The 16,295-nt window shown below is 72.3% G+C and carries 18 protein-coding genes and 1 tRNA gene; 9 read left to right on the top strand and 10 right to left on the bottom strand.

The window, feature by feature from the left end; genetic code table 11:
* Positions 1-11 precede the first annotated feature (11 nt).
* Positions 12-2,138, top strand: coding sequence for a hypothetical protein (locus M0M48_RS03170; protein ID WP_257754368.1), 2,127 nt, complete (start codon positions 12-14; stop codon positions 2,136-2,138).
* A gap of 84 nt (positions 2,139-2,222) precedes the next feature.
* The gene (locus tag M0M48_RS30845) at positions 2,223-3,806 is read left to right on the top strand and encodes a helix-turn-helix transcriptional regulator (RefSeq protein ID WP_308220364.1); all 1,584 of its coding nucleotides are present in this window, start codon (positions 2,223-2,225) and stop codon (positions 3,804-3,806) included.
* A gap of 6 nt (positions 3,807-3,812) precedes the next feature.
* On the opposite strand, the gene M0M48_RS03155 is transcribed toward M0M48_RS30845, so the two are convergent.
* Positions 3,813-5,039: an amidohydrolase gene (locus M0M48_RS03155; protein WP_257754367.1), complete on the bottom strand. Its 1,227-nt coding sequence runs from the start codon at positions 5,037-5,039 to the stop codon at positions 3,813-3,815.
* A 61-nt stretch (positions 5,040-5,100) separates the two neighbouring features.
* Between M0M48_RS03155 and M0M48_RS03150 the strand changes: the two genes are divergently transcribed.
* Positions 5,101-5,182 (top strand) — tRNA-Leu (locus M0M48_RS03150).
* Between the two features lie 62 nt (positions 5,183-5,244).
* Here M0M48_RS03150 and M0M48_RS03145 read toward each other — a convergent pair.
* The 3 genes from M0M48_RS03145 to M0M48_RS03135 are packed head-to-tail and all read right to left on the bottom strand — an operon-like array spanning position 5,245 to position 6,527.
* Complete coding sequence (locus M0M48_RS03145) at positions 5,245-5,799, bottom strand: hypothetical protein (protein ID WP_257754366.1); 555 nt, start codon at positions 5,797-5,799, stop codon at positions 5,245-5,247.
* Between the two features lie 15 nt (positions 5,800-5,814).
* Positions 5,815-5,991: a hypothetical protein gene (locus M0M48_RS03140; protein WP_257754365.1), complete on the bottom strand. Its 177-nt coding sequence runs from the start codon at positions 5,989-5,991 to the stop codon at positions 5,815-5,817.
* On the bottom strand, positions 5,991-6,527 hold the full coding sequence (locus M0M48_RS03135; RefSeq protein WP_257754364.1) for a MauE/DoxX family redox-associated membrane protein: 537 nt from the start codon (positions 6,525-6,527) through the stop codon (positions 5,991-5,993). The genes M0M48_RS03140 and M0M48_RS03135 overlap by 1 nt, the downstream gene beginning before the upstream one ends.
* Before the next feature lie 114 nt (positions 6,528-6,641).
* On the opposite strand from M0M48_RS03135, the gene M0M48_RS03130 reads away from it, so the two are divergent.
* The 4 genes from M0M48_RS03130 to M0M48_RS03115 all read left to right on the top strand — a co-directional run bounded on the left by M0M48_RS03130 (position 6,642) and on the right by M0M48_RS03115 (position 9,637).
* Positions 6,642-7,178 carry a hypothetical protein gene (locus M0M48_RS03130; protein ID WP_257754363.1) on the top strand — a complete coding sequence of 179 codons (537 nt, stop codon included), beginning with the start codon at positions 6,642-6,644 and terminating at the stop codon, positions 7,176-7,178.
* Positions 7,175-7,897, top strand: coding sequence for a hypothetical protein (locus M0M48_RS03125; RefSeq protein ID WP_257754362.1), 723 nt, complete (start codon positions 7,175-7,177; stop codon positions 7,895-7,897). The genes M0M48_RS03130 and M0M48_RS03125 overlap by 4 nt, the downstream gene beginning before the upstream one ends.
* Positions 7,898-7,902: 5 nt before the next feature.
* Positions 7,903-8,514, top strand: a complete 612-nt coding sequence (locus M0M48_RS03120; RefSeq protein ID WP_257754361.1) for a hypothetical protein — start codon at positions 7,903-7,905, stop codon at positions 8,512-8,514.
* Between the two features lie 352 nt (positions 8,515-8,866).
* A complete protein-coding gene (locus tag M0M48_RS03115) occupies positions 8,867-9,637 on the top strand; it encodes a hypothetical protein (protein WP_257754360.1) in 771 nt (256 codons plus the stop codon).
* A 3-nt stretch (positions 9,638-9,640) separates the two neighbouring features.
* On the opposite strand, the gene rdgB is transcribed toward M0M48_RS03115, so the two are convergent.
* From rdgB to M0M48_RS03090, 5 genes are all read right to left on the bottom strand, one after another.
* Positions 9,641-10,243 carry an RdgB/HAM1 family non-canonical purine NTP pyrophosphatase gene (gene rdgB / locus M0M48_RS03110; protein WP_257759298.1) on the bottom strand — a complete coding sequence of 201 codons (603 nt, stop codon included), beginning with the start codon at positions 10,241-10,243 and terminating at the stop codon, positions 9,641-9,643.
* Positions 10,240-10,947, bottom strand: a complete 708-nt coding sequence (gene rph / locus M0M48_RS03105) for a ribonuclease PH (RefSeq protein WP_215816379.1) — start codon at positions 10,945-10,947, stop codon at positions 10,240-10,242. Before rph ends, rdgB begins: the two co-directional genes overlap by 4 nt.
* Positions 10,948-10,968: 21 nt before the next feature.
* Positions 10,969-11,727 (bottom strand): SGNH/GDSL hydrolase family protein, encoded by a 759-nt coding sequence (locus M0M48_RS03100; RefSeq protein WP_257754359.1) that lies wholly within the window; start codon positions 11,725-11,727, stop codon positions 10,969-10,971.
* Positions 11,728-11,822: 95 nt separating this feature from the next.
* The gene (locus M0M48_RS03095) at positions 11,823-12,620 is read right to left on the bottom strand and encodes an ABC transporter permease (RefSeq protein ID WP_257754358.1); all 798 of its coding nucleotides are present in this window, start codon (positions 12,618-12,620) and stop codon (positions 11,823-11,825) included.
* Positions 12,617-13,555: an ABC transporter ATP-binding protein gene (locus tag M0M48_RS03090; RefSeq protein WP_257754357.1), complete on the bottom strand. Its 939-nt coding sequence runs from the start codon at positions 13,553-13,555 to the stop codon at positions 12,617-12,619. Before M0M48_RS03090 ends, M0M48_RS03095 begins: the two co-directional genes overlap by 4 nt.
* A 130-nt stretch (positions 13,556-13,685) precedes the next feature.
* Here M0M48_RS03090 and M0M48_RS03085 point away from each other — a divergent pair, with 130 nt between their 5' ends.
* Positions 13,686-14,894: a sensor histidine kinase gene (locus tag M0M48_RS03085; RefSeq protein WP_257754356.1), complete on the top strand. Its 1,209-nt coding sequence runs from the start codon at positions 13,686-13,688 to the stop codon at positions 14,892-14,894.
* Positions 14,891-15,556 carry a response regulator gene (locus tag M0M48_RS03080; protein WP_215816384.1) on the top strand — a complete coding sequence of 222 codons (666 nt, stop codon included), beginning with the start codon at positions 14,891-14,893 and terminating at the stop codon, positions 15,554-15,556. The genes M0M48_RS03085 and M0M48_RS03080 overlap by 4 nt, the downstream gene beginning before the upstream one ends.
* Here M0M48_RS03080 and M0M48_RS03075 read toward each other — a convergent pair.
* On the bottom strand, positions 15,553-16,293 hold the full coding sequence (locus M0M48_RS03075) for a class I SAM-dependent methyltransferase (RefSeq protein WP_257754355.1): 741 nt from the start codon (positions 16,291-16,293) through the stop codon (positions 15,553-15,555). The genes M0M48_RS03080 and M0M48_RS03075 overlap by 4 nt on opposite strands.
* Positions 16,294-16,295: the final 2 nt, after the last annotated feature.

Here is a 16,295-nt window from a genome sequence, read left to right as displayed (position 1 = left end):
TGAGCCGAACCATGCGCCGCCTGCTGCTCCTGCTCGTCGCGCTGTTCCTGCCGGCGTTCCCCGCGCTGCACCCCGCTCCGGCCTCGGCCGGGGCGGGGTTCGCCGTCTCCGCCCCGACGCCGTCCCCGACGCCCCCGACGCTCACGCCCGACGGCGAGCCGTCGGAGCAGCCCGAGGACGAGCCGACCGACGAGCCGACCGACGAGGACGAGCCCGGCACCTCGATCATCGACACCGACCCGGACGTCGTCCCCGGCTCTCCCGACGACCCCGACGTCGGCACCGAGCCGGCCCCCGGTGCCGAGGAGGCGGCCGCCGCCGAGGCCGCGCTGGCCGAGAAGTTCGCGCCGGTGCTCATGCTCGTGCGCCAGCGCCAGGCCTGCGGACCCGGTGAGCCCTACCTGCCCAGCGACGTCGACGTCCTCTTCGACAACCCCACGATCGCGCTGCGCGGGCCGTGGACGGGGCGCGACCTGGTCCAGGTCGGGCCCTCGGCCGAGGACGTCTCGCCCGGCCTGCCCGGCTACGAGCTCGACCTGCCCGGCAACCCCCTCACGCCCGGCTGCGACTACGAGAGCTGGGCCCGCTCCCAGTGGGCCGGCAGCGAGCCGACGATCTATGCCCACCTCGCCACCCAGAAGGGCGTCGAGGACCGGTTCGCGCTGCAGTACTTCTTCTTCTACGCGTTCAACGACTACAACAACAAGCACGAGACCGACTGGGAGCGCATCCAGCTCGAGTTCGCCGCGCCCGACGCCGCGACCGCGCTGGCCGAGGAGCTCGAACCCGAGCTCGCCGTCTACTCACAGCACTACGGCTCCGAGAAGGCCACCTGGGGCGAGGACAAGCTCGAGATCCGCGACGAGACCCACCCGGTCGTCTACGTCTCGGCCGGGTCGCACGCCAACCAGTTCTCGTCCGGCATCTTCATGGGCAACACCGCCAACACCGGGTTCGGCTGCGACACCACCGCCGGCGAGCACGAGGCGATCGAGGCGCTGGTCAAGACGATCCCGTCCGACCCGGTGCTCGGGCAGCGCGCGTTCCCGTGGATCACCTACGAGGGTCACTACGGCGAGGTCGGGCCCAAGCGCTTCTACGCCGGGCCGACCGGCCCCAACCGCAAGCAGGCCTGGAGCCGGCCGTTCGCCTGGTCGGCCAAGGCCCGCAGCTCCTCCATCGAGGTGCCCGCCGGCGGGTCCAGCAATGCCGCGGTCGCGCAGACCTACTGCGACCTGGTCGGCAAGGGCAGCGACCTGTTCCGCGGCTACGTCGACGACCCGTGGCGCGGTCTGGTGATCCTGGTCGCCGCGCTGCTGGGGCTCGGCTGGCTGCTGCGGCGTACGTCGTGGGCGACGAGTGCGCTCCCCCTGCGCGCACGGCGCTCCAGCGGCCAGGTCGTCGCCGCCTCGCTGGGGGTGCTGCGCGAGCGGCCGGTGCTGTTCTTCCTCAGCCTGCTGCCACCGGCGCTGCTCAACGTGCTCGCCGCGGTGCTGCAGGGAGTCACGATCGCGCGCTTCGTGCCGAGCTGGGTCGGCGGTGCCGCGCTGCTGCTCGGGCTGCTCACCCTGCCGGTCTCGGCGGGCGCCCTGGCCGTCGTCGTACGGACCCTCGACGACGAGGGGATCGAGGCGCGCGTCCACCTCCGCGCGGCCTACGGCGAGAGCCTGCGCCGGCTCGGCGCGGGCCTGCCGGCCATGGTGGTCACCGCGGTCCTCGTGGTGCTGCTGACCACCTCGGTCGTGCTCGCGCCGCTCGCGCTCGTCGTCCTCACCGCGGGCGTGCTGCTCGTGCCGGTCGTGGTGCTGGAGCGACGGGCCGGGTTCGGTGGACTGCCCCGCAGCATCCGGCTGATCCGGCACTCGGTGACGACGTTGCTGCCCGTGCTGCTGCTCGGGCTGCTGCTGCTCACCACCATCGGCGCGGTCGTCGCGGCGCTGCTGTTCATCGTCGTGCCGCTGCCGTTCGTGGTGCTCAACGCGGTGCCGTCGGTGGTGCTCGGCCTGGTCTGGCCGTTCGTGGCGCTGATGTGCGTCTACGCCTACGGCAGCGCGGCCACCCGCTCGGCCGAGGCCGCCGCGCAGCCCAGGAAGCAGCGCGCGGGCGGGGCACCGGGCACCTTGGTCCCCGGTTCGTGAAACACGCTCTCCCCCACCGCTGATGTTCGGCACTATTCACCCCATGGACCTGGACCTGGACCGGCCCGAGGAGCGACGCGCGCGATGAGCGGCGACGGGAGCACCGCCGTCGCGGACCGACTCCTGGGGGCGGTCCGCGGGCAGGACTGGGCCCAGGCCTCCACGATCATCGACGAGGCCTGGATCGAGCTGACGATGACCGGTCACCTCGACGCGGTCGGCCAGGTCGTCGCCACGCTCCCCGAGCAGTTCCTCCACGAGCCGCCGACCGCGGGCCTGGTCGCCGAGAACGTCGGGCGGCTCCCACCCGGCTCGGTCAACGCCCAGGTGCCCGCCGACCACGGCACGCTGCGCGCGCTGGGACGCTCCCCGGCCGCGCACCGGGTGCTGAGCCGCACCCTGGCGGGCATGGCCGCGCGCCGCCGCCGCGGCCTGCACACCAGCGCCATGGAGTACGTCGCCCGCGGCACCGTCGTCGCCGACGCCGCCGAGTTCGTGATGTTCCGCGAGGTCCGGCGGCTGCTGCCGTTCTGGCAGCTCCAGGCCGGCATCACCGCCCACCTGGCCGGCGAGCTGGGCATCGCGCGCCGGCTGCACCGGGCGGCGTACCGGAGCCGGGAGGCCTCGGCCTACGACATCGTCGGGCGCGACGCGGCTGGCAACATGGCGATGATCGAGGCCCTGTCGGGACGCCTGGTCGAGGCCGACGCCTGGCTGGCCCGGGCGCTCTCGGAGACCCACCGGCCGACCTGGGTCGGACCGCTGGTCCAGGTGCCCATCGACGTCGCGGCCGGCATCGCCGCCGCGGACCGGCTCGACCGCGAGGGCTGCCTGCGCTTCCTGGAGCGCGCCGCGACCTCGGCGGACCACGACGAGCACTGGGCCGGCGTCCTGTTCGCCTACACGAGCATCGAGCTGGTCCTCGGCGACATCGCCGGAGCGGTCGCCTTCGTCGCCCAGCTCGAGGAGTCGCACGAGCGCTGGACCGGCGAGACCGGGCTGGGCCGGACCGGCCTCGCCCTGGCCCGCGCCGACCTCGCGCTCACCCAGGGGCGCGGCACCGTGGCGCGCAGTGCCCTGCGCGGCCTGGAGGACGACCCGGCCGCCGTACCGACGCTCGCCCGGCTCGCCCTCCTCGAGGGCGATCCCGACCGCACCGCCGCGCTCGCCGACGCCGCCGGGCACGACGAGACGGTCAGCCTCCGCGGCCGGCTGGAGCTGCTGCTGGCGGGCGCGGCCGCCGACGTGGCCCGCGACCAGCCGGAGCCGGCGGCGGAGCGCCTCGCCACGGCGGTGCGTCTCGCGGAGCCGCACGGCATCCTGCGGGTGTTCGCGACCGTGCCCCGCGCGGTCCTCGAGGCGGTCGAGCCGCGGGTGCCCGGCCTGCGCGACGTGCTCGCCCGGCTCGAGGAGCGCCGGATCGGGGAGATCTACCCCGACCAGGTGGTCTCGGTCCAGCTCACCCGCCGCGAGCGCGAGCTGCTCCACGAGCTGGCCGGACCGCTCACGCTCGGGCAGATCGCCGAGAAGTGGTTCGTCTCGCGCGAGACCGTGAAGTCCCAGATGAACTCGTTGCGCACCAAGCTCGAGGTCTCCACACGCCAGGAGGTGCTGAGCCGGGCCGCCGCCCTCGGGCTCACCGGCGCCCCCGAGGACGCCGGCACCTGAGGGCGTTCAGCCCAGGAAGGACCGGGCCGCGGTGACCAGGGCGGCGACGCCGGACTCCAGCGTGGGCGCGGCCAGCGGCGCGAAGCGGGGCGAGTGGTTCGAGGGCAGCTCGCCGACCACGCGCTTGAGCTCCTCGACCGTGGTCGCGCCCGCGAACAGCGCCGGGTCCGCTCCCCCGAGCAGCCAGTAGGCGCACGGCACCCCCGCCTCGTCGGCCAGGATGCCCACGTCCTCGCTGCCGGTCACCGTCCCCGGGTCGACCACCAGGTGCCCGCCCGCCGCCTGGAACGCCGCGGTGACCCGCGCGCACGCGCCGGCGTCGTTGACCACCGTGGGCGTCCCGTCGATCGTCACGACCTCCGGCTCGCGGGGCGCACCCGCGGCCGCCGCCTCGCCCCGGACGATGCGCTCGACCGCGGCCAGCACCCGGGCCCGCACGTGCTCGTCGGTGGTCCGGATCGACAGCTGCAGCACCGCCTCGTCCGGGATGATGTTGGGCGCCGTCCCCGCGTGGAACGAGCCCACGGTGACCACCGCCATGTCGCTGCCCGCGATCTCGCGCGCGACCACCGTCTGGAGCCGCAGCACCGTCGCCGCCCCCAGCACCACCGGGTCGACCGTCGCCTCCGGCCGCGACCCGTGCCCGCCGCTGCCGTGCAGCACGACCCGCAGGCTGTCCGAGGCCGCGAACGCCGGCCCCGCGGTCACGCCCAGCACACCCACCGGCAGCGGCGCCACGTGCTGGCCCAGCACCACGTCCGGCTTGCCGAACCGCTCGTAGAGCCCGTCCGCGACCATCGCCCGGGCCCCGTTGCCCGTCTCCTCGTCCGGCTGGAACACCAGCAGCACCCGGCCCTGCCACTCCCGGTCCTCGACCAGCCGAGCCGCCGCCCCCAGCAGGCACGTCACGTGGACGTCGTGCCCGCACGCGTGCATCACCGGGTGCTCCTCGCCGTCGGCGGTGGTGGCCGTGGCGGTGCTCGCGTAGGGCAGACCGGTGTCCTCGCGGACCGGCAGGCCGTCCATGTCGGCGCGCAGCAGGACCGTCGGGCCGGCACCCCGCTCGAGCGTCGCGACGACACCCGTCCCGCCCACGCCGGTCGTGACGTCGTACCCGAGGGTGCGGAGGTGGTCGGCGACGATGCCCGCGGTCCGGTGCTCCTGACCACCCAGCTCGGGGTGGCGGTGCAGGTCCTCGTAGATCGCGATCAGGGCTTCGGGGGTGGACGGCATGCTCGCATCCTTCCCGGCGGGGCGGGCGCGGGCAACGGCCCCTAGACTCGTGGCGCTCATCGCCGGAGTGGTGGAACTGGCAGACACGCAGGTTTTAGGTACCTGTGCCTTCGGGTGTGCGGGTTCGAGTCCCGCCTCCGGCACGGAGGCCCGCTTCTCCGACGTGGCCGCCTCCCGGACTGCTCCCGGGAGGATTGACTCCACGCTAGAAGAAGGCGCCCGCCAGCAGCCCGCCTACGGCGACGGCCAGGCCGAGCGATACCTGGATCGTGCGCTCCCTCTTGCTGAAGGCGTCCGACCAACGGTCCTCGTTGTCCGCGAACGTCCGGGCCAATGGCACGATCGCTCGACCGAAGCCGAAGCAGATGCCCATGAACGCGCCCTCCGGCCACGAGCAGAGAAGCAGCGCTGCTGCCACGACGACATGCGGCAGCATGCTGGTCATGAAGGTGCGCATGCCCGTGCCCATCTCGACCCCGAACTGAAAGGCACCTAGGCGCTGCCCCTGGAGCGCGATCGCCTCAGGGACCTGCCGTGCGTTCTGCGGGATCTTGAATCGCACCACACCCGCGTCGCGCGCCCATGCGATGACGACAACGACGCCCACGACGGCACGGCGGGTCGTCCCTTCGGGAATCCAGCTCCGCAGGACCAGTGACCCCACGGCGACGGCGATCGAGGTCGCCAAGAGACCGCCCAGGAGGAGACCGGCGATGAAGGTGCCACGAGCCCAGCCGCGCCAGACCGACGCGATCAGCATTGCTGAGTTGTGGCTTCAAACCGACCCGGAGATGGCGAACCCCGCGGCGAGAGCGGCGACCAGCCAGAAGGGCAGGACCTCGTGCTGACGTGTAAGCGCACCCGCGATGATCACCAGGACGCCGATCGCGACCGTCAACGCCAGCGGGTGCAGTGCTGCACCCGCTGCCGAGGCTCGGCTGGGTACCGCCATCAGCCCGCCTCCGATGTCCGGCGCGCAGCCCACTGAGCAGGCCCCAGCAGGCCGGCAACGACCGCCCCGATGACGAGCGCGAGTGCCAAGTCTGCCCAGGCCAGCGGGAACGCCGGCCGGACGGTCGCCGTCACCATGGCAAGACCGAGCAGCAAGACCCGGAGCAGGGTGCGCGCACCGAGCCGTTCCTCGGTTCCGAAGCAGGCGCAGAACAGGTCGCCTCCCCTGCGCAGCGCTTGAAGGACGTACCCGGTCATGACCAGCAGCAGGGCAGCCGCCGAGGCCGCGGCGACCACGAGCGGCAGCGGGTGGCCACTCACCAGGACCGCGCCCGGGCTGAGCAGGAGAACGATTCCGAGGAGCAGCTCGACCGGGCCGAGCAGCTGGGCCGCCCGCCGCGACCACCGGTAGCCCAGGACGTCGTGAGCGAGAAGGTGCGCCAGCAACGTTTTGCGGTCCCGGATGTGGGCGGTGCCGGCCACCGTCAGAAGGACGCCGGCCGCCACGACGGTGGCACAGACGACGACGGTGACCATGGGCCGATGCTAGGTCAGATCCGGAACTTCCAGTCAAGTCATGAAGCGCACTTCTAGCCAGAACGCGACACCGGTGCTTACCATGACCGCCTATCGTAGTGAGGAGTCTCGGGGATGAGCGCACTCAACGCAGCCGTGGTCATCTTGGCGCTGCTCGTCGGATTCATCCTGCTGGCCCTCCTGGGGCTACTGCGCGAGCTCAGGATGCTTCAGGGGCAGGTCCGGGAGCTGCGCGGACATGGAGGCGGGCTGTCCGTCAGCGAAGCCTTCCCCGAGCTGCTCCGGCCGCCACCGGGCCGCGAGGTTCTTCTCGTCCTCCTCGTCGCCCGAGGATGCGCCTCCTGCCAGGAGGTCCTGCCGATCTTCCGGCGCACGATGCGCGAGGTCGACGACGCGATCGGCGCACTCGTCGTGGCGGATGCCGACCTCGACTACCTCCCCACCGGCGCCGACGCTGACAACGACGTGCGGGTCGAGGTCAATCTGGCGCTCTGGCGCCGGCTGCTGCCGGGATGGACACCAGCGCTGATCGCCATCGACGCCGACGGAAGCATCGTGAGCGTCGACCCGGCCGGCGCCCCCGAAGCGATCGAGGACGTGATCCGCCAGACCCTCCGCCGTGGCGGGACCAAACGAATGGAGCGCGCGTGAAGACCACCTACCTGCAAGCAGACGGCAGCCGGATCGACCTCGAGATGCGCGATGTCGGCCCGTTCGATGCATGGAACTCGCAGATCGACCTGGTCGGCAGGCTCGACGGGACGGCGCCGGACGCGTCCCGGACCCGCACGTTCCACGTCGCGCCGCGAGGCAACTACGACTCGTACATGTCCTTCGACATGGAGTCGGAGCCGCTCCAGCGTCTCTCCTACGACGGCGGTGAGTTCCTCGTCGCCGCCAGCAACGTCAAGGGACGCACTCGCGGTCTTGCTCTCTGGCGAGGGCCGCACCACGAGGTTGCGACCTACGTCGCCAACTCGGAGGCGCTCGACGTCACCCCGGCTCTCGACCGGCTGTCCGGTCTGCGCTTCCATGATGAGCCCGACGGCCTGGTCGTGACCTCGGAGGTCGGAGAAACGATCCGCGTCAAGGAGAGCTTCACCTTCTTCCCCGAGGTGGGCACGCTCGACGTCTACTCCCCGGAGGTCGGACTGCCCATGGTGCCGTCGTGGAGCGGCGCCAAGGCACGCCTCGGCGAGGTCTGGCGTTCGACCTTCCCCGAGGACCCGGCCAGCACCTTCTTCGTCATCTCCTCACCGAGCGCCGTCGCCGTCCTCACCCCTCGCGTCCACGAGCGGGAGTTCGAGGAGAAGTGCGCCGCACTGCTCGACGGCATCGCCAGACTCGCCCACACACCCAAGAACGGATGACCTCGATGCCCACCTTGCTCCTGGACGACATCCCGAGCGCCGACGTCAAGCCCGCGGGCGCCAGCCGGAGCCACGCACGTCGCTCGCTGATCGTCGCCGCCTTCGGCCGGCGCGCCTTCATCAAGGGCGCGCTCGTCTCTGCCAGCGCAACGGCTCTGGTCTCCCTCGACGGGATCCTCAAGCTCGCTCCGGGCTTCGCGCTGCCGCCGACCTGGGGCAAGTGCGCCGACTACTCAGACTGGGACAACGGCCTCTGGCCCGAGTGCAACCCTGCCGCCAACGACGGCGTCGACACCGACCCGCACACCCACATCCCGATCGGCTCCAGCTATTGCAACGCGGACGACTACCACCGCAACGACGAGGAGCGTCTCGGCCTCCAGAACGGTGAATGGGTGTGGCGCAACTACGAGCGGCGCCCCAACTCGTGCAAGAACCGCAACGCCTGGGTGTGGCGAATCAGCAACAACCCGGGAATTCCCAACAAGCGAGACCGTCGCTGCTCCGACGGCAAGTACCGACACGAGGTCGGCGGCAGCGTCGGGTCGTGGCGATTCTCCGTGTGCGAGAAGCTGTTGCCGATCACGGGATCGCCGGTGACACCTGACCATGCCTGACCGGCGGCGACTCCGACGGGCGCCGTCGGTCGCTCTCGCCGTCGGCGTAGCGCTCGCCGCGTGCTCGGCCGACCCCACACCGAGGCGCGAGCCCAGCGGCCCAACCGGCGCGACTCCCGCCGAGACGAGCAGCCCACGGCCTGCGACGCTCCGCCTTCCTGCCGACCTGGCCAGGCTCGACCGAGCCCGCCTGGGTGCCCCGGCCGCTGCACCGCCGGACGGCGGGCTGCGCGACCTGCTGAGCGTGCAGCCGGAGGTGGCGACGATGGCGTACCGACCGCTGGAATCCCCTAGGGACGGGAGCGGGTGGGGGTCGGAGACGATCTACTTCCATGTGCCGGAGCAGGGGTGGTTGCGGCTGAACCTGGCCGACCTAGGGCTCGATCCGGACGGATGGCCCGGCCCGGACACGTACGGCGCCGGCCACCTCTCACCCGACGGTAAGCGGTGGGCGGGGCCGTCGGCGCTCGGCGTGGTGGTCCTGGACCTGGCGACCGGCAAGGCGCGGACGACGCGGATCCGGGGCGGGGTGGCAGCGATCTCGTGGGCGCCGGACAGCCGAAGCCTGCTGGTCGACTCGCCCCAGACCCATCGCACCTACTTCCTTCCCCGGCAAGGGACGACGCGCGACGCCCAGCGACTCCCCTTCCGCCTGCTCGGCTCAGCCTTCCGCGGACAAGGCATCGTCCACGTCACCGCCGCGAGTGACGGCACCGCGAAGCTGCGGCGCTGGAGAGAGCTGCCGCCGGGCGGCGACCCCGAGATCAGTACGGCGGCCAGAGAGATCGTCGAGGGGCGGACATTCGGTTCGGCGTACTTTCCCCGCGAGGGCGAGGGTCCGTTCGTCGCGACACTCGGGGAGACCGGGCAACGGCTGGGGCGGGTGAGCGCGGACGGGCAGCGGGTAGAGGCGGTGCTGCGACCGGGCAAAGGGACGTTCTTCGTGAGGTACCTCGGGTTCGGGCAGCGAGGCTACTTCCTCGCTCTCACTCCGGAAGCGCTGATCGCATGGCAGCCCGAGCGCGGCGACCTTCGGTTGGTGTTCTCGCCAGGAACCGGGCCGTGGTCCACCAACGCCTACGACGCGTGGGACCTCAGCGTGGCACTCGACCACATCGGCTGATCACTAGCCCAGCAGGTCGGCGACCAGCGGCGCGATCTCGCGCAGCGCCTTGCCGCGGTGCGAGATCGCGTCCTTGTCCTCGCGGGTGAGCTCGGCGGTGGTCACGCCGGGCCGGTCCTCGGCGACGAAGAGCACGTCGTAGCCGAAGCCGCCGGCGCCGCGCACCTCGCGGATCACGATGCCGTCCATCCGGCCCTCGACGACGAGCTCGCGGCCGTCGGGGTGGGCGAGGGCGACGGCGCACGCGAAGTGCCCCGTACGACGCTCGTCGGGGACGTCGGCCAGCTGGGCGAGGAGGAGCGTGTTGTTGCGCTCGTCGGACTTGGGCGGGCCGGACCAGCGCGCCGAGAGCACCCCGGGCATGCCGTTGAGGGCGTCGACGCAGATGCCCGAGTCGTCGGCGAGGGTGGGCAGGCCGGTCGCGGCGACGCCGGCGCGGGCCTTGACCAGGGCGTTGCCCTCGAAGGTGGGCTGGTCCTCGACCGGCTCGTCGTACGGCGTGACGTCGTCGAGGCCGACCACCTCGACGGTGGTCATGTGCTCGGCGAGGATGCGGCGCATCTCCTCGAGCTTCTTGGCGTTGCGCGAGGCGACGAGCACCTTCACGACGACAGCGCCTCCTGCTGGAGGCGGGTGAGGTCGACGCAGCCCTTCTCGGCGAGGTTGAGCAGGGCGTCGAGCTCGGCGCGGTCGAAGGGCGCGCCCTCGGCGGTGCCCTGGACCTCGACGAAGGAGCCGGCGCCGGTCATCACGACGTTCATGTCGGTCTCGGCGCGCACGTCCTCGACGTAGGGCAGGTCGAGGCGCGGGACGCCGTCGATGATGCCGACGCTGACCGCGGCGACCGAGCCGGTGAGGGCGCCGGGCACGCCGAGCTTGGCGCACGCGTCGGCGAGGGCGACGTAGGCGCCGGTGATCGCGGCGGTGCGGGTGCCGCCGTCGGCCTGGAGGACGTCGCAGTCGATCTGGATGGTGTTCTCGCCCAGCGCCTTGTCGTCGATGATCGCGCGCAGCGAGCGGCCGATCAGGCGGCTGATCTCGTGGGTACGGCCACCGATCCGGCCCTTGACCGACTCGCGGTCCGAGCGGGTGTTGGTGGAGGCGGGGAGCATCGCGTACTCGGCGGTGACCCAGCCCAGGCCGGATCCCTTGCGCCAGCGCGGCACGCCCTCGGACGCGGACGCCGCGCACAGCACGCGGGTCTTGCCGAACTCGATCAGCACCGACCCTGCCGGGTGGTCGAGCCAGTTGCGGGTGATCTTGATCGGGCGCAGCTCGTCGTCGGCGCGGCCGTCCTCGCGGGTGCTCATGTCCCCCAACCTAGCGGGGGCTCAGCGGGCGGCGGCGAGCGCCCGTCGTACCGCCCAGGGGCCGAGGTCGCGCGCCCGCCGGCCGAACCAGGGGGCTCCCTCGGTCACCATCCAGGCCACGTCGCGACGCCAGCTCGGCGGGCAGCCGCCGTACGGCTCCAGGCCGGGAAGCGGGAAGTCGTAGCCCGCCGCCCGCAGCCGCTCGGCCCAGGCCCGGGCGAGCGCGCGGTGGCCGAGCTCGGAGGGGTGGAAGCGGTCGATCGACCAGCACGAGCGGTCGAGCACCTCCGGCATCAGGGCCAGGTCGAGCCGCAGGCCGCCGTACGCCGCGTGGAGGTCGTCGTAGACCGCGTTGACCACGTCGATCCGCTCCCCCATCGGCCGGGTCAGCACCCGCGGCAGCCCCAGCAGCGCCCCGTGGTCGTGCCAGCGCACCGTCATCAGCGTCGCGCCCCCGCCGGTCAGCGCCGCCGCGGTGGCGAAGAGGTCCGCCCGCAGCCGCGCCGGGTCCCACGTCGAGCGCAGCGTGTCGTTGACCCCGACCAGCAGCGAGGCCAGGTCGGGCCGGTGCGCGAGCGCCTGGTCGAGCTGGCGCTCGCGGACGACCCCGGCGGTCGCCCCCGACACGGCGACATTGCAGAACGAGACGTCGTACGACGTGCGGAGGGACTCCGCGAGGATCCGTGCCCACCCCCGCCAACCACCCCCGGGGACCGGGTCGCCGAGCCCGACGGTGGTGCTGTCGCCGAGGGCGGCGAACCGCAGGTATCCGTTGCCCACGGAAGACAACCGTGGCGGAGCCCGCTACCAGCAGGCTCCGCCACGGTGACGTGTCCGGCAATCTTCGGTGAAGCGCCGGGGTGGGTGCTACCCGATCACTTGAACTCGATGCGCATCAGGCGCCACAGGCCCAGTGCCAGCGGCACGATCAGCCAGATGAAGCCGGAAGTCGCGATCTGCGCCCACTGCTCGCCCGAGGGCTGGTAGTCGCCGGTGAACAGCGGCGTCTGCGCGGTGTTGAACTCGATCCACGGGGCGATCTTCTCGAAGCCCGAGCTCAGCGCGCTGAGGATGCCGGCCGCGGTCGGGAGGATCAGGCTGTAGGCGAAGTAGGCGACGATGCCGGCCGGGGTGTTCATGACCAGCATCGAGATCGCGAAGCCGACCAGGATCCCGATGACGTTGGAGAGCACGAAGCCGTTGAACAGCAGGTTCGCGTCGAGCGACCAGGACGGCGAGCTGCCGGTGATCGCGCCGAGCACGGTGAAGCCTGCGGCGAGGACCGCGGCGAGAATCATCACGGTGCCCGCGAGGAGCAGGCCGGCGAGGAACTTGGCGATGACCACCCGGGAGCGCTGCGGCTCCAGGGTGAAGGTCACCAGACCGTTGCGCTGGGACTGCTCGCTCGTCACCAGCATGATGATCAGGATCGGCATGAAGTAGCCGAGCACGCCGCCGGCCACGCTGAGCAGGTCGCCGAAGTCCTTCTGGCCGTCGACCGCGAGGACGAAGATCAACAGGACGATCATGACCAGGGCCAGGATCGACGTCGCGAGCCAGAAGCCGGCGCGGGTGTCGATGGCCTTGCGGAACTCGACGCTGGCGAGCCGGGTGATCGGGGTCCGCGGCGTCCCGGAGATGTCGAGGGTCGGGGCGGGAGTCGTGGCGCTCATGCGGGGGTACCTCCGGTGGTCGGTGCACCGACACCGGGAACGGCCTCGCGGGCCGTCTCCGAGGTCAGCTCGAGGAACAGGTCCTCCAGGCCGGCGCCGCCGGACCGGAGGTCGGTGAGGACGATGCCGGCGGACAGGGCGGCACGGCCGACCTGCTCCGGGGTCGCCTGCACCTTGAGGCCTTCGCCGACCGGCTCGACGCCGTGGCCGCCCCGCGAGAGCGCGGCGCCGAGCGCGGCGTTGTCGAGCGAGGTCACCAGCGTCGTCGCCGCGCCGTTGGCACCGGCCAGCAGCGACTTCTTGTCGCCCTGGGCGACGATCCGGCCGTGGCCGATGAGGATCATCTCGTCGGCGATCATCTCCACCTCGTGCAGCAGGTGGCTGGAGAGCAGCACCGTGCCGCCGCGGTCGGCGTACCCCTTGAGGAGTCCGCGCATCCAGCGGATGCCGGCCGGGTCGAGGCCGTTGGCGGGCTCGTCGAGGATGAGCACCGACGGGTCGCCGAGCAGCGCGTGGGCGATGCCGAGGCGCTGCTTCATGCCGAGCGAGTAGTTGCGCAGGCGGCGCTGCGACTCGGAGTCGTTGAGACCCACCAGGGCGAGCATATCGTCGACCCGGCTGGCCGGTAGGCCCATCGTCTTGGCCGCGATCGTGAGGATCTCGCGTCCCGTCCGGCCGACGTGCTGGGCCGAGGCGTCCAGCAGCGTGCCGACGTGGCGGCCGGGGTTGGGGATGTCGTGGTACTTGTAGCCACCGATGGTGACCTGGCCGCGGGTCGGCAGCGTGAGGCCGACCATGACCCGCATCGTGGTGGTCTTGCCTGCGCCGTTCGGGCCGAGGAAGCCGGTCACCCGGCCGGGCTGGCAGGCGAAACTGACGTCGTCCACGGCGGTGTACGCACCGTAGGTCTTGGTGAGTCGTTCGACTGTGATCATGGCACCAGCCTGCCCCAGCCCGGCCCCGCGCACATCGAACCGGCGTCGCGAGTCGCCCCGACCAAAGTAGGTACCGCTCCGGCCCGGGGATGCTGCCCCCACCCCGCCCTGAGGCCCTAGGGTCGCTGTCGTGGATGAGCCGAGCCCGGACGACTACCAGCCACGGCTGCGCTGGTACGGCCATCTGTGGCGCTACCTGCTGATGCTGGTGATCAGCCTCCTGGTGTGGGCACCGGCCATCGACGAGCAGGTCGACGAGATGCCGATTCTGTTCTGGATCGACATCGTCGTCGGCCTCATCGCCTATGTCGTCGTCGCCTATCGGCGGCGCTGGCCGGTGCCGATCGCGGTCGCCACCATCGTGATGACGCCGTTCAGCTCGCTCGCGGCCGGACCGGCGACCCTGGCGACGGTCTCGCTGGCCACCCGGCGGCGCTGGTGGCAGGTGATCGCGGTGGGCGTGCTCAACCTGCTCGGGGGCTGGGCCTATTACTGGGTGCAGCCGATGCACGACAGCGACCCGTGGTGGTTGACCGCCACGGTGAGTGTCGCGGTGTGCGCCGCGATCCTGGCCTGGGGCATGTTCATCGGCTCGCGGCGCGAGCTGATCTGGACGCTGCGCCAGCGGGCCGAGACGGCGGAGGCCGAGCGCGACCTCCGGGCGACGCAGGCCCGTTCCAACGAGCGGGCCCGGATCGCGCGGGAGATGCACGACGTGCTGGCCCACCGGATCTCGCAGATCTCCATGCACGCGGGAGCGCTGACCTATCGCGAGGACCTGAGCGCCGACGAGATGCGCAGCAGCGTCACGGTCATCCAGGCCAAGGCGCACGAGGCGCTGCGCGACCTGCGCGAGGTGCTGGGCGTGCTGCGCGAGGCCGAGGGCGGCGGGCCGCTCACCGGGCCCCAGCCGACGTACCGCGACCTCGACGCGCTCATCGACGACGCGCGCGAGGCCGGCACCGCCATCGAGTACGACGACCGCTTGGCGCCCGACGCCGGCGAGCTGCCCGACGCGGTCGGCCGCACCGTCTACCGGATCGTCCAGGAGGGCATCACCAACGCCACCAAGCACGCCCGGGCGGCGACGGTGCGGATCACGCTCAGCGGCTCCCCCGCCGACGGTGTCGACGTGGTGCTGCGCAACGCCCTCGGCTTCGGGCCGACCCGGACCCCGGGCGCCGGGCTGGGCCTGGTCGGGCTGACCGAGCGGGCCGAGCTGCGCGGCGGCTGGCTGACCCACGGGGTGGAGCACACCGCGGACGCGACGGCCCCGGATGCGTTCGTGCTGCACGCCTGGCTACCGTGGGCCGCCGAGCAGGAGGAGATCCCGTCATGAGCGAGCAGATCCGCGTCATCATCGTCGACGACGACCCGCTGGTGCGCTCGGCGCTCTCGCTGATGCTCGGCGGGCAGGCCGACCTGGCGGTCGTCGGCGAGGCGCCCGACGGCCGCGCCGGCGTCGCGCTGGCACGCGAGCTCAACCCGGACGTCGTCCTCATGGACATCCGGATGCCGGTGCTCGACGGCCTCGCCGCGACCCGGGTCCTCCACGCCGACCCCCAGCCGCCGCGCGTGATCGTGCTGACCACCTTCGACGCCGACGACTACGTCGTGGGCGCGCTGGCCGCGGGCGCCGACGGCTTCCTGCTCAAGGACACCCCGCCGGCCGAGATCGTCGCCGCGCTGCGCAAGGTCGCCGACGGCGACCCGATGCTCTCGCCCTCGGTGACGCGCACCCTGATCGACCGGGTCCGCACCGAGTCCGGCGACAGCCGGACCGCCGACGCCCAGCGCCGTCTCGACCGGCTCACCGAGCGCGAGCTCGAGGTCGCCTGCGCGGTCGGCCGCGGGCTCTCCAACGCCGAGATCGCGCGTGAGCTGCACCTGTCGGTGCCGACGGTCAAGGGACACGTCTCGCGGCTGTTCGAGAAGCTCGAGACCACCAACCGGGTGCAGATCGCGCTGACCATCCGGGACGCCGGGCACCCCGTCGACTAGGGCTTGCGCCAGACCGAGACGTGGCTCGGGCTGGTCGCGGTGAACGGCGTACGGTCCCAGTCGGCCCAGCGCGCCTCCGGCTCCAGGCCCGCGAGCCGGGCCATCAGGTCGCACTCGGACGGCCAGGCGTAGCGGAAGCGCCCGACCCCGGAGCGCACCGTGCCGTCCGGGTCGTGGTGGTAGTGGTGCGAGGCGCAGGACTGGGTGAGCAGGTCGTAGGTGTCGATGACGACGTGCTCCGCGCTCACCGTCATCGGTACGGCGTCCTCCCCCGGCGCGAGCCGCTGGATCGGCGGCACCCACAGCTCGATCACGAACCGCCCGCCCGGGCGCAGGTGCCGGGCCGCGTTGGCGAAGCAGGCGACCTGCTCGTCCTGGGTGCGCAGGTTCGACAGGGTGTTCCAGACCAGCGCGACGAGGGCGTAGTCGCCCACGCCGGGCGCGGTCGCCGTCGCCATGTCGCCCACCACGACGGGGATCTCGGTCGCGGGGACCTTGTGCCGCAGCTGCGCGACCATCGCCTCGGAGAGCTCGATCCCGGTGACGTCGAGCCCCCGCTCCGCCAGCGGTACGGCGACCCGCCCGGTCCCGATCGCGAGCTCGAGGACGGGTCCGCCCGCGGCGAGCTCGTGGAGCAGGTCGACGGTCGGCCCCAGCACACCGGGGGCGAACTGCGCAGCGGCGTCGGCGTCGTACGCCGCCGCGGTGGCGGCGTCCCAGACCTCGCTGCTGGTCACCT

The sequence above is a fragment of the Pimelobacter simplex genome (genome assembly GCF_024662235.1).
GTDB lineage: Bacteria > Actinomycetota > Actinomycetes > Propionibacteriales > Nocardioidaceae > Nocardioides.
The sequence above is the reverse complement of the archived record's forward strand: the minus strand, read 5'-3'. Positions and strand labels throughout refer to the sequence as shown.

Excerpts from the sequence above, each read along its gene's own strand:
- M0M48_RS03170 (WP_257754368.1), top strand. The coding sequence starts at position 12 with ATGCGCCGCCTGCTGCTCCTGCTCGTCGCGCTGTTCCTGCCGGCGTTC.
- M0M48_RS30845 (WP_308220364.1), top strand. The coding sequence starts at position 2,223 with ATGAGCGGCGACGGGAGCACCGCCGTCGCGGACCGACTCCTGGGGGCG.
- M0M48_RS03155 (WP_257754367.1), bottom strand. The coding sequence starts at position 5,039 with ATGCCGTCCACCCCCGAAGCCCTGATCGCGATCTACGAGGACCTGCAC.
- M0M48_RS03145 (WP_257754366.1), bottom strand. The coding sequence starts at position 5,799 with ATGCTGATCGCGTCGGTCTGGCGCGGCTGGGCTCGTGGCACCTTCATC.
- M0M48_RS03140 (WP_257754365.1), bottom strand. The coding sequence starts at position 5,991 with ATGGCGGTACCCAGCCGAGCCTCGGCAGCGGGTGCAGCACTGCACCCG.
- M0M48_RS03135 (WP_257754364.1), bottom strand. The coding sequence starts at position 6,527 with ATGGTCACCGTCGTCGTCTGTGCCACCGTCGTGGCGGCCGGCGTCCTT.
- M0M48_RS03130 (WP_257754363.1), top strand. The coding sequence starts at position 6,642 with ATGAGCGCACTCAACGCAGCCGTGGTCATCTTGGCGCTGCTCGTCGGA.
- M0M48_RS03120 (WP_257754361.1), top strand. The coding sequence starts at position 7,903 with ATGCCCACCTTGCTCCTGGACGACATCCCGAGCGCCGACGTCAAGCCC.
- rph (WP_215816379.1), bottom strand. The coding sequence starts at position 10,947 with ATGAGCACCCGCGAGGACGGCCGCGCCGACGACGAGCTGCGCCCGATC.
- M0M48_RS03095 (WP_257754358.1), bottom strand. The coding sequence starts at position 12,620 with ATGAGCGCCACGACTCCCGCCCCGACCCTCGACATCTCCGGGACGCCG.
- M0M48_RS03090 (WP_257754357.1), bottom strand. The coding sequence starts at position 13,555 with ATGATCACAGTCGAACGACTCACCAAGACCTACGGTGCGTACACCGCC.
- M0M48_RS03080 (WP_215816384.1), top strand. The coding sequence starts at position 14,891 with ATGAGCGAGCAGATCCGCGTCATCATCGTCGACGACGACCCGCTGGTG.